Below are 12514 nucleotides of genomic sequence, written 5' to 3'. Positions count from 1 at the left end.
GGGACCTTCTCCCGCGAGGGGAGAAGGGATTAAAATCGGATATGTGGAAGCGGTGAAAGCGATCTCCTGGGCATCGGGCCAAGCCGAATGAATTCCCTTCTCCCCTTGCGGGAGAAGGTGGCGGCAGCCGGATGAGGGGATGTTCCCGGGTGCTCAGCCCGCCTCTTCCTCCAGCCTGTCCTCCACCCGCTGGCGCAGCACGGCAAAGAAGCCCGATTGCGCCAGGGTGAAATTCGGCTTGGCGAACGGCTTACCGGCATCGGCCCGCATGCGGGCAAGCAGAGCGAGGGCATCGGCCTGTTTCTGGCTGACGGCGTGGTGCTCCAGCACCGCCTCCATTGTGGCGGCATCGGGAAGCCCCGACAGGGCTACCACATCCGGCCACGTGCGTTCCTTGAAATGGATGCGCCGTGCCGCGGCCAACAATGCCTCGGAGCTCGCAGCTGGCAGCGCACCAGCCTCGACGGCGGCCTCCAGCGTCGCCTCGACATCAACCAAGGCTATGCTGAGCGGCGCATAGCCGAACTCGGCCGGCGCATGCGCCACACCGACATCGGCATCCGCCACCCGTCGCCCGCTCGCATAATCCTCGAAGATACGACCGATGCCGATCATGCCGAAAGCAGCGCATTCGGCGCCCCGCAACGCGCCCATCGAGGCGGCGCCATAGACCGGGATGCCCTCGCTGAGGGCGTAGAGGATCTCCTTGTGCCAGACCGAAGGCGCGTGATCGAACACGCCATCGACCAGGCCGATGGCATCGGCGCCCGTCATCGCCGCCGCCAGCACGTCGCCGCAGCCCGCAGGCGGGCGCACCGTGAAACCAGCGAGCAAAGCAGGATCGATGCCGTGAAGACTGGGGCCAGTGAAGAGGATGGTTGTCATGGACGGACCTTTTTGGCGGCGCCTGAGGATAGGCCGGTTTCCGCCCATCTGGGAATCATGTCGTTGACGCCGACGGATGCGACGTCCCCCTCCATATGGGCACCCAATCCCGGTGCCAGGATTCTCACCACATGGGCAAGGGGAGAGGGAGAGGGCAGGTCGAACAGAAAGACATCCTCGCACCCGGCCTGCGCCATTGCCTCCAGCGTCAGGCTGAGTCGCTCGGCATCGGAAAGGTCGCTCCGAGCGGGATATCGTCCGGCCAGGAACGACAGCGTCACTGCCTCTTCCCTTGGTAAGGGCACGATGCTGCTCCCGCCGCAATACTGCGATGGGTCCATGTCATCGCGAGCGCCGGCTATGTTGGTCAGGCGCGACTGCACGGCCTCCAGCAGCGCCGCCAGCATGGCCTCCCCGGCGTCAAGACGGCAGGCATAACCGCCCGACAACCGCTCCCCTGCTCCCTGTTCGTCCAGGACAGGCCTGCTTATCACGGCACCGACGACGGGAAGGTCCACCTTGCCCCTGACACAATAGAAATGAGGAACCAGGCCTGCCGCGGACACCTTGCCGATTGCCTCGTCGAGCCCGGCATGCACGCCGGGCTGCCACAACAACTGCCGTGCGAAGACGCTGGAAAGGCCGAAGAGTTCCACCGATAGTGTGGCATCCCTTTCGATGGCTTCGAACAGGGCTCGGGTAGCGGCGAACTCGAATGTCCGTCCCGCGGCAAGGCCGGTGGAGGCTACGGTAAAAGCCCGGTAGTCCCAGGGAAATCCCACCCGGGTGTCAAGCCCGATCAGTTCATAGGGCGCATAGATGTCGGTCCCGGATCGCTGATGGATTCCTCGAACCCAGGCGCGTTGGCGCCCAGGATCGAAAAGGGCGTATTTGCAGCGCGACAATTTCTCGAGCGGGACGAGGTTGCGCCCACGTGACACCATCTCCATCGCCGTTGCAAATTCGGAGACCAGCTCCCGCGTCTGCTCGGCAACAGCCCCCTCGATCGACTCCATGATGGCACCGATCCGTGCCTGCTCATGCGTCAGGCCCTTGCCCTGGCTGACCGACAGGGCCCGGGAATTGGGCCGCGTCGCAAACCAGACGGGAATGCCGACGATATCCAGCCCGGTGATGTCACCGCAGCGTGTTATTCGGAAGGGCGCCAGCAAGGACAGGGGAAACAGGGAAGCGCGATCAGCTGTTTTCCCTGGATCCGTTGGGAGCAACTCCCCTCGTTCGAGGGGATGGTGCAGTTGATCGGGCATTACGGACCGGCATCGTCCGACAAGACTGCATTCTGTAGCGCATCACCGTCCGAGCCGATCAACTGCCGCAGCGCCGCCTCGACCGGGGAATAGATGCCCGCATTCGACTGAATGGTCGTCTGTATGCCAGCATGGGGCTGTATGCCGGCCTGGTTGGTAATTCCCGCCTGGTTGGCGATACCAGCCTGGGACTGCACGCCAGCTTGGGATTGTACTCCGGCTTGGGTTTGTACTCCGGCCTGGGTTTGAACGCCGGCTTGGGTTTGAATGCCTGCCTGGCTCTGGATTCCCGCATGCAACTGGCCGTTGGCATCCGTGAAAATATCGGTTCCGAACGCAAAATCGACTTCGGACAGCCGCACGCCGGCGGCCACGAGAGCCTCGATACCCTGCGCGCTGCTCGGATCGATCCCACTTCCCGATCCGGTCGGCGCACGGCAGTCCGCCATCAACCGCCACAGGGCCGCAACGACTTTCGCATAACCGTCGCTCGACGTAGCCTGGCTATATTTCACAATCTCATCGTGAGTAATCTCGACCACGCGCAACGGACTCATCTTGATGAGTACAATACCGGCGCCTCGATTTCCGATGACAAACATCCGCTCGGTAGACATATCCCCTCCTGTTCCTTTCCAATAGACAGAGACTCTCGACTGCGATTCAATTTATGGGATTTTATTTCGCAATAATCGACAATCTCTACCCGTTGAAAATACAATAAACGAAGGAATCATTTATATCTTAATATTTGAAATAAAATTTAGACGATTTTTGATATACAAAAATCAATCCAAGCCAGCTATTCTTAATCCTTCAGCGCATAGATTGATATCTTCATTGCGCCGATCAGGCGCGAGACGAGCCATCTCGAGCGCTGTAGCGCCGGGATACATTTCACTCAGCTTTCTTCCATATTGGCGCGCCACGTCCACATTGCCCATGAGGCCGTGACACATCGCCAGAACACGCAACACGGCATCTTCGCTGCTCATGTTCTTGCAAAGTTCGATCCCTGTGGCGAAGTCCCTGCGTCGGATCGCGATGGTGCAGCCGAACCACCAGTAGTAGTCCGGTGGAAACGGGTTGAGCTCCAACGCCCGCTGGAACCGCTCCCATCCGGTGTCGGCAAAGCCGAGATGCGACAAGGCGTCGGCATGGTGGGACAGGAGATCTGCTGAATGCGGATTCAGCGCCTCCGCGACCAGGAATTTCTCGGCCGCAAAGTCGAAATCGCGCTGATAGAGGGCGACGACCGCCGCCATCCAATGGCCCTCGCCGATGCCACCATCAATGGCGAGCGCCGTTTCGGCCTCATGGCGAGCCTGATGCAGGAGATAGGGGTCGTTTCCTCCCAGCATCAGCCATTCGAGCTGCAGAGTCTGAGCGATACGGGCATGGGCCGGCGCAAAAGAGCGATCTTCGGCAATGGCTTGCTTGAACTCCGACCGGGCCCGGCGCAGCTTCGGCAGGTCGCAATTCTTCAGGCGAGTCTGGCCCTCCAGATAATGCCGATAGGCGTTCGGCTTCGGGTCGGCCCTCATCCGGTCGAGTTGATCTCGCTCGATCTCGCTGGCAAGCGTGGACGAGATTTGCCGCGTAATGCGCCTGAAAGTGGAAGGCAGCTTGTCCAGACCGACCGGGTATTCCGCTGCCCAGATGATCTCGTCACCGGGCTGCCGCGTCAATCTCAAGGCCATATGCTCGCCATCCGGGAGTATGAAGCCTGAAATGAGATAGCCGCTCCTCAGCGCTGCCAGCCGCTCTACGTCCGGTGAATCCGCAACCTCGAAACTGCTATGGGGCGCAATCACCGCGAAGGTTCGATGACGCGACAGATCATTGGCCACATCTTCGATAAGGGCACGGTGCAGATAATGGAGCTGATCTCCTGCCAACGCCTTCGGAGGAAACAAGGCAACCCTCGGCAGACCAACCAAGCTGCGCGTTGCCGAAATCTCCCGGCCTGCGTCACCGAGTATCTCGCTGGACCGGTCCGACACCACTTGCAGCCGCGCTCGCGGGGCGTTCGCCAGAATACGGCGCATCGCCGCCACGGTCTCGGCACGTGGTTCGCTGTCCAGTTCCTCCTTCAAAACAGAAACGAGCGCCGCATAAGTACGGTTCACCGCGTCGAAATTGCCGTTTCGTCCATAGGCCTCGATCAGCGCCCGGAAACTTTCCTCACGCTCGGGCTCCAGGGCCAGCATGCGCTCCCCGATGGCATCGATCTCGCGTTCCGGGGCTCGGCCGAAACGGGTCATTTCGAACAAGACATCGGCCGCGAGGCTGAGCACGAGGCGGCGAAAGCGCTCGCGCTCACTGCGGAACCATTGCGCCAGTTCCCCACCACCGGTGTCGATGGTATCGAGCAGGTCCCCTCTTGCCAGCAGGACAGCCCGCACCCGTTCGGCGAGCACGGCGGATTTCTGCAAGGTGAGGATGCTCGCCAGATCGGAGCCCTGCGCGCTGGGACCCGCCACCAGATGGGAACCACTGGTCTCGATCAGGGGCTCATCATAGGGCCAGCACCTGTGAATGCGCACCAATAGCTGCCGCAGATTGGTCAGCGCCTTTTCTTCGGGCGCATCGTCCCAGAGCAAGGCAGCCACAGCCTGGCGGCTCATTCGGCCGCTGCCAGCAAGCAGCAGCATGGTGATGAGAATGTAGCCCTTGGCCGGAAACACCCCCTCGGTCGGCTTGGCCATATGAGGCACGCCAACCAGACGAACGATCATGTCCCGCTCAGCATCCATTCGTCGATCCCCAGTTCCCTTCGCATGGTCGACGGACGAGAACCGCGCCCGCATTCCAACAAGGCCTGGCACTATCGATCCGAACAACGCCGGCTCGCGATCGAGGGAAACTCGCGCGAGCACCGCCAAGTTCGTGAACCGTGGCGACACTGTGTTACAAAATCTATTCAAGTCAATGAATTGGCCGGAGATCGGTGACTCAAGTCACACCGGCGTCACAGCGCCTATCGCGATTTAAAAGTACAAATTTAGGAAATAATATAAAAATCTTTACGTAAACTATAAACTAATTCAGATAATTCTTTAATTATACATGGTTATATAAATCAGTTGTCAAGATATACAAAAATTATCTGCAAAATAATGAAATAAATACTTTAATATTACAATGACCCGAGGAGTTGTCACCCGAGGTTTTCTGGAGACATATTGCCAATTTTTCAATGAACTGTAGAAATCCACGATTTTGATGGTATCCGCCAAATTCGGGAACCATTCTACGAAAAACACCCATTTTCTTCTGCAGCCCGGATCACTGCGTCTGCCATGACACATCGCCCTTACGATCACGCAACCGCTCCGATCAGGTCTTCCAAGCTGATGTCGGACACCCCGTCTTCCACGAAGGTCTTCAACCCAGGCACCAAAGCACGCACGACATGCACGCCTTCGACCGGGCCAGGGAGGTCGAAAAGATAGATTTCCGCATGACCGGCCGTGCCGAGCTTGCCGGCGACGATGTCGAGCTGCGCGGTAGGAGGCAGTTCCTCTGCCTTTAACAGGGGGGCCTGGCGATGGCGCGCGGCAAATTCGGCCAGGGAGGGCGCTCGAGGATCCGGCAGCGGCAGCGCACCATCCCGCGTTTCGTAGAAATCCGGCTCCAGATCATCACGGGCTCCGGCAATATTGGTGAGCCGCGATTGCACCGCCTCCAGCAATGCCGCCAAGGCGGCGGCCCCGGCATCGAGCCGGCAAGCCTCTCCGCCGGAAAAGCGCTCACCACCGCCTTCCTCCTCCAGCACCGGCCGCGTGATCACGGCACTGACCACCGGCAGGCCGATGCGGTTGGACTTGTCGAAGAAGCGCGGCTCCAGCCCGGCGGCGCGCACCCTGTCGACAGCCTCGTCCAGCCCCGGGTGTACGCCGGCGTGCATGCGCAATTGGCGTGACGTGCCTTCGAGATGGCCGAAAGCATCGGACAAGGTGGTCGCATCATGCTCCACCAATTCCAGCAGGGCGGCCAAGGCGGCAAACGCGAAATCCGGTCCGGCGGCAAGTCCCACCGAGCTGATATGGAAGGCATCGCGATCCCAGGGAAGTTCCTCGCGCATGTCGAGCCCGATGAGTTCATAGGGCGCGAAGACAACCTCCCCGCTGCCATGGACAACACCGCGCACCCAGGCGCGCTGCACCCCCTCATCATAGGCATCGGCGCGGAAGCGTGCGAGGCCCTCCAGTGGCACCAGGCGCCGGCCTCGGGCCGTCATCTCCTCCGGTGTGCCGAATTCGGCGATCAAGAGCTTGGTCTGCTCGGCGACGGCCCCCTCCACCGCCTCCATGATGGCGGAGATGCGCGCCTGTTCATGGCTCAATCCCTTGCCCTGGCTGACGGCCACGGAACGGGCATTGGGCCTGGTGGCGGACCAGACGGGAATGCCGATGATGTCGAGATCGGTAAGATCGCTCGCCCGCGTAATGCCGAAGGGGGCAAGAGGAGGGCTCTGGGAATGCATCGCAGGCTTCATGGTTGATGTGGGCATCGATCGTTGTGCTGGCTATTCGACTGCCTTCATCATCAGCTCCGCCATGACCGTCTCGCTCTCGGCCGTCAGGCCCTCGATGACGCTGTTGCGATAGGCTTCCGGTCGGTTCTGGCTGAGTTTCCATTTCCCTTCGATGCGGGTAATGGCGATTTCCAGCCCGATAATACCCTTGATTTGCCCCTTCATGAAGGAGGCCGGCGCACTCTCGGCCTGCCAGGGTTGCGGCCGCCTGGTTTCGACCAGATTGGTCAAAGCGGTGACGTGCTCGCGCAGCCATCTCGGATTTTCCGTCGTCCTTAGCCGGCCATGCACATGCACCGTGACATAATTCCAGGTCGGCACCGCCTTACCGCCCTCCACCTTGGCGGTGTACCAGCTCGGCGTGATGTAGTGCATCGGCCCCTGGAAGACCGCTAGCGCTTCATAGGCGGGGTCGTGATCGACGGCCATGTTGTTGTTGCGATTGATATGGGCCCGCAACACCCCCTTGCGCCCCTTGTCTGCCACAAGGAACAAGGGAAGATGATTGGCTGCCAGGCGCCCATGCTCATTGGTGACGACCATCGCAAACGGATGATCGCGTATCAAGGCATGGAGCACCTCCAGGCGCTCTTCCCGGAAATATCGAGGATTATACATGGCTAAAGCCTCATATCTCCACAGAGCCGAACCAAAAACGTTATTCCGCAGGATCAGCAAACAAAATCGTCGGAATTTCTATCGTCCAGCAGAACGGCATCTTGAAGATTATGGCCATTCCTTTGCGTGAGATAGCATAGGGCCATTTTCAAGGTGAGGTTTTTACCCCTGACGGCTTCGATTGCTGTCGACGACATATTCGTACCGAATGCAAATTCCAGATTGGTCAAACTCGCGCCCGCCTCGGCGAGCGAAGCGATACCGACGATATTCTCGGGGTCCAAGCTCGTACCGACGCCATGGGCGGCTCGATGATCCGCTACGACCCGCCAGCACAATGCGGCAACGGCGGCATAGCCGTCACACTTGTTTTCCTTCCCGTAACGGCGGACTTCCTTGTCTGGAATCCTCACGATACGGATGGGACTCATTTTGATAAGGAAGATTCCGACGCCCCTATCGCCAAGAATATATATGTGATCTCGATCTCTCTTTATTCCAGCCATGCCATCCCCTCTCGAACAAGGTTATAGTTTTCAATTTATCTTATTCTAAAGTTAAGAAGAAGCATCTTGCAAACTAGGTTATTCCAGCCACTCTAAGTCCACGAACAATGATATCTTTCATGTTTCCTTTCTTGTCTGGTGTAAGATTTACAACATCTGATGCGACTATCCCAGGATACATGTCCTTCAAACGCGCTCCATAGCTCCTGGCGATTTCCTTATTGCCGAGATTGCCATGACATATTGCAAGTATCCTCAAGACGGACTGATCGTTCTCCATTTTGCCGCACATGTCGATCGCTCCATCGAAGTCCTCGCGAAAATAAGCGATCGTGGCTCCGCCCCACCAATAGCGGTCGGGCGGGAACGGGTTGAGCTCGATTGCGCGCTGAAACCTCTGCCAGCCCGCATCCGGATCACCCAGATGCGCCAGGGTATCACCATGCGATTCCAACAGGTCGGCCGAATTCGGATTGAGTGTTTCAGCCTCCAGGAATTGCTCCGCCGCCTTGTCATAGTCGCGCTGGTGCAGCGCAATCACCGCCGACATCCAATGACCGACGCTGTTGCCTGCATCGATGCTGATTGCCGCTTCGGCTTCGCGACGGGCCTGCATCAAGAGTGAAGGATCGTTCGCTCCCAGCATCAGCCACTCCAGCTGCAGCGCATTGGAGACCGCGCCCCGTGCGGCAGCGAAATCCATATCTGCGGCCGCCGCCTTCTGAAACTCCACTCGCGCGCGCCGCAGACCCGGCAGGTCGCAATTCTTGAACAGGAGATGCCCTTCGAGATAGTGCCGATAGGCAAGCGGCTTGGGATCCGCCCGCAGGCGATCCAGCTGGTCCCGCTCGATTTCACTCGCCAGTGTCTTCGCGATCCGATGCGAAATCATGCGGAAGGCGACGACCAAGTGCTCCAGTCCCACCTGATATTCCGCCGCCCAGATGATCTCGTCGCCGGGATTGCGGGTCAGCCGCAGGGCCATCTTCTGGCTCCCGGGCACCAGAAAGCCGGTGACGAGATAGCCCGAGCGCAGGGCGGCCAGCCTTTCACGGTCCCCGGTATCGGCTACACCGAAACTGCTGTGAGGCGCGGTCACCGCAAAGGTGGCGTGACGCGACAGATCATTGGCGATGTCCTCGATCAGCATGCGATAGAGGGGATGCAGGACTTCGCCCGGCCGCGGCTGCGGCGGAAACAGGGAAACACGCGGCAGGCCCAGTAGATTGCGCAACGCCGGTGGCGTGGGCGCGATCTGGCCGATCGTCCCCAACACCTCGGGTTCAGCAATGACCTGCAGCCGGGGACGAGGCGCGTTTGCCAGGATACGCCGCATCGTGGCTACCGTTTCCGGTCTGGGTTCGGTGCCCAGTTCCTTGCGCAACGTCTTTTTCAGATCGTCGAAGACACGGCTGGCCTCCTCGACATCCCCGATCCGCCCATAGGCTTCCATCAGCGCGCGGAAACTTTCCTCCCGCTCCGGCTCCAGCACCAGCATGCGCTCACCGATCTCGTCGATGTCGCTCTTCTTGGCGCGGGCGAACTGTGTCATCTCCATGAGCACGTCGCCAGCCAGTGCCAGGACTTGGCGGCGAAAGCGTTCGCGCTCGCTCCGGAACCATTGCGACAGGTCGGGACCGCCACTATCGAGCGTATCGAGCAGGTCTCCCCTTACCAGCCGGACGACGGCGACGCGCTCGGCCAGGACCTGAGATTTGCGGCGTGCCATGATCTGGGCGAGGTCGCAGTACCTGACACCAGGCCCGGCCATCAGATTGGAGCCTTCCACTTCGATCAGCGGCTCGTCCAGCGGCCAGAACCTGTTGATGCGGGCCAGCAATTGCCGGAGATTGGTGAGGGCCTTTTCCTCGGGTGCATCGTCCCACAGCAGCGCGGCAATCGTCTGCCGGCTCATCCGCCGACTGCCGCCGAGCAACAATATGGCGATGAGAACATAGCCCTTGCCCGGAAACACGCCCTCCATCGGTTTGGCCACATGCGGCACGCCCACCAGATGAAGAACAATGTCGTCCTCAGAGTCCATTCGACTATCCTCGCCCCGGGAGTCCGGCCCGGCATCCTGTGCATGCCGCCACCACTTGCCAGATCCCCGCCGTTCCCATCACAGATCTCATGGCTCGGGATGAGAACCTTCGGGCCATGCCCGACATATGCGTTGTATATACTACTTGTTCGTCAAACACATCGAAGTCAACAAGCTCAACTTATTTCCGTGTCAGACTTCACGTCCGAGTCACAGAGAAACGGCATCATAAATATCACATCGCATTCGATCAGGAAGTTCATTTGGAAAATGACGACGGACTGCCTCCATCATACGAATCTCCTCAATTATGTGACTAATCTCAAAAATCAAAAGTCAAACTCAAATCACATCTAAAAATAAAATAATCGAACAAAGCTCGAAACAGGAAAATATCGAGCTTCATGCGATGACAATACATTTAAGGAAGGTGACGGTCCGGAACTTCGCGCGCGCGTCAGCCCCGCTGATCTCTTCTTGAATCCAAGCCGTCGGCCAGTTCGTTCCTCAGGAAAGCCCGGCGAGGCGCAGGCCCTGAGCGCAGAACTCAATATCCTCCTGGCGGCGATCCGGCGCCAGCCTGGCGAGGTCCAGGGCGGACATGCCCGGATAAGTATCCATGACACGCCGCCCATAGTGGCGGGCCATCACGGAGTCACCGACGAAGCCATGGCACATCGCCAGCACCCGCATGGCCGATTCATCATTCTCCATCCGGGCGCACAGCTCGATCGCCTCCTCGAAGCGGCGGCGGCGGATGGCGATGGTTGCGCCGAACCACCAGTAATAGTCCGGCGGGAAAGGATTGAGCTCCAGGGACCGCTGGAAGCGTTCCCAACCCAGTTCCGGCTCGCCAAGGTGGGAAAGCGCATCGGCATGATGAACCAGGAGATCGGCTGAATGCGGATTGAGCGCCTCCGCCTCCATGAATTTCTCGGCGGTATAGTCGAAATCATGCTGGTAGAGCGCCACCACGGCCGACATCCAGTGCCCGGTGCCGTGGCCGGGATCGATCGTCATCGCCAGATTGGCTTCCGCGCGGGCCTGGTTGAGCAGGGATGGATCTGTCCCACCCAGCATCAGCCATTCGAGCTGCAAGGTCTGGGCGATGCGGGCACGCGAGGGCGCGAAATCCCCGTCCTCCTCGGTCGCCAGCTTGAACTCGGCACGCGCGCGGCGCAGCCGGGCGAGATCGAAACTGTGCAGCCGGGCCTGGCCTTCGAGATAATGGCAATAGGCAGCCGGCTTGGGATCGGCGCGGGAGCGATCGAGCTGGTCGCGTTCGATCTCGTTGGCAAGGGTGGCGGCGATCTGCCGGGTGATCAGCCGGAAGGAAAGCGCCAGCCGCTCGGGCGAAACCAGATATTCGGCAGCCCAGACGATCTCCTCGTCCGGCTGGCGCGTCAGCCGGAGCGCCATGCGCTCGCTGCCCGGCACCATGAAGCCGGTAATCAGATAGGCGCTGCGCAAGGCGGCCCAACGCCCTGCATCGCCCGCGTCCGCGACACGGAAGCTGCTGTGCGGCGCCAACACGGCGAAGGTACGGTGACGCGACAGATCGTTGGCGACGTCCTCGATCAGGGCCCTATGCAGGGGATCCAGCATGCGGCCCGGTATCGGGCGCGGCGGAAACAGCGCCACGCGCGGCAAGCCCGGGAGGCGAGGTGCAGCCGTGCTCGCCAAGACCAGACGCTCGTCGGGCGCATTGCGCGCCTCACCGACCACCTGCACCCGCGGCTGCGGCGCACTGGCGAGGATACGACGCAAAGTGGCGACGGTCTGGGGCCGGGGCTCCGCCCCGAATTCGCGGTGAAGCATGTCGGTCAAGGCGGCATGAACCCGATTCACGGCCGGAATATTGCCGTTCCGGCCATAGGCTTCGATCAGGACGCGATAGCTCTCCTCCCGCTCCGGCTCGAGCGCGAGCATCACCTCGCCGATCAGGTCGATTTCTCGATCGGGCGCGCGACCATAGCGCGTCATCTCTACCAGGACTTCGGTGGCCAAAGCCAACACGACGCGACGGAAGCGTTCACGCTCGCTGCGGAACCATTGCGAAAGTTCGGGACCGCCCGAATCGATGCTATCGAGAAAATCGCCCTTGGCGAGCAGGACGGCCTGCATCTTCTCGGCCAGCACACCCGATTTCGACAGCCGCAGGATCGCAGCAAGATCGCTACGGTCCGCGCCCGGCCCGGCCGCGAGATGGGGGCCGCTGGTTTCCACCAGCGGATCGGCATAGGGCCACATCCGATGGATACGGACGAGAAGCTGACGCAGGTTGGTAAGCGCCTTTTCCTCGGGTGCATCGTCCCAAAGCAGGGCGGCGACAGCCTGGCGGCTCATGCGCAGGTTGCTGGCCAGCAGCAGCATGGCGACAAGCACATAGCCCTTGGCGGGAAACACCCCCTCCCCCGTCACCGTGAGATGGGGAATACCGACCAGGCGAAGGGCTATGAAGGGCTTGTCATCCATCCAGTTCACCACGACCTCGGCGCCTCTCGCGAAGCGCAGCGTTACGAAGTCTCGATGCCGGGGATCATGCGCAAAATGCCATACGCAACCACACGTCAAGATGACGCTGGCGCCAATCTTCCCGTCATCGAGACCCAGGCCGGATGAACTGCCCCAGGCCGACAAAGCTGCCGAGGCC

At 60.3% G+C, this 12514-nt stretch carries 9 protein-coding genes; all 9 read right to left on the bottom strand.

Features of this window, described 5'->3' with window-relative positions; translation table 11 throughout:
* Positions 1-153 precede the first annotated feature (153 nt).
* On the bottom strand, positions 154-885 hold the full coding sequence (locus tag ACN6KF_RS24055; RefSeq protein ID WP_434959275.1) for a TfuA-like protein: 732 nt from the start codon (positions 883-885) through the stop codon (positions 154-156).
* Positions 882-2153, bottom strand: coding sequence for a YcaO-like family protein (locus ACN6KF_RS24050; protein WP_434959274.1), 1272 nt, complete (start codon positions 2151-2153; stop codon positions 882-884). The genes ACN6KF_RS24055 and ACN6KF_RS24050 overlap by 4 nt, the downstream gene beginning before the upstream one ends.
* Entirely contained in the window at positions 2153-2770 is a 618-nt protein-coding gene (locus ACN6KF_RS24045; RefSeq protein ID WP_434959273.1) for a hypothetical protein, read from the bottom strand. Before ACN6KF_RS24045 ends, ACN6KF_RS24050 begins: the two co-directional genes overlap by 1 nt.
* Before the next feature lie 171 nt (positions 2771-2941).
* A complete protein-coding gene (locus ACN6KF_RS24040) occupies positions 2942-4891 on the bottom strand; it encodes a BTAD domain-containing putative transcriptional regulator (RefSeq protein ID WP_434959272.1) in 1950 nt (649 codons plus the stop codon).
* Between the two features lie 584 nt (positions 4892-5475).
* Entirely contained in the window at positions 5476-6642 is a 1167-nt protein-coding gene (locus ACN6KF_RS24035) for a YcaO-like family protein (RefSeq protein ID WP_434959271.1), read from the bottom strand.
* 42 nt (positions 6643-6684) lie between these two features.
* Positions 6685-7311 carry an FMN-binding negative transcriptional regulator gene (locus ACN6KF_RS24030; protein ID WP_434959270.1) on the bottom strand — a complete coding sequence of 209 codons (627 nt, stop codon included), beginning with the start codon at positions 7309-7311 and terminating at the stop codon, positions 6685-6687.
* A 53-nt stretch (positions 7312-7364) separates the two neighbouring features.
* The gene (locus ACN6KF_RS24025) at positions 7365-7817 is read right to left on the bottom strand and encodes a hypothetical protein (protein ID WP_434959269.1); all 453 of its coding nucleotides are present in this window, start codon (positions 7815-7817) and stop codon (positions 7365-7367) included.
* A 73-nt stretch (positions 7818-7890) separates the two neighbouring features.
* Positions 7891-9657 carry a BTAD domain-containing putative transcriptional regulator gene (locus tag ACN6KF_RS24020; RefSeq protein ID WP_434959268.1) on the bottom strand — a complete coding sequence of 589 codons (1767 nt, stop codon included), beginning with the start codon at positions 9655-9657 and terminating at the stop codon, positions 7891-7893.
* A gap of 711 nt (positions 9658-10368) precedes the next feature.
* Entirely contained in the window at positions 10369-12336 is a 1968-nt protein-coding gene (locus ACN6KF_RS24015) for a BTAD domain-containing putative transcriptional regulator (RefSeq protein ID WP_434959267.1), read from the bottom strand.
* Positions 12337-12514 lie beyond the last annotated feature (178 nt).

Origin of the sequence: Labrys methylaminiphilus subsp. lupini (genome assembly GCF_051161885.1) — a bacterium.
Classification (GTDB): domain Bacteria; phylum Pseudomonadota; class Alphaproteobacteria; order Rhizobiales; family Labraceae; genus Labrys.
The sequence above is the reverse complement of the archived record's forward strand: the minus strand, read 5'-3'. Positions and strand labels throughout refer to the sequence as shown.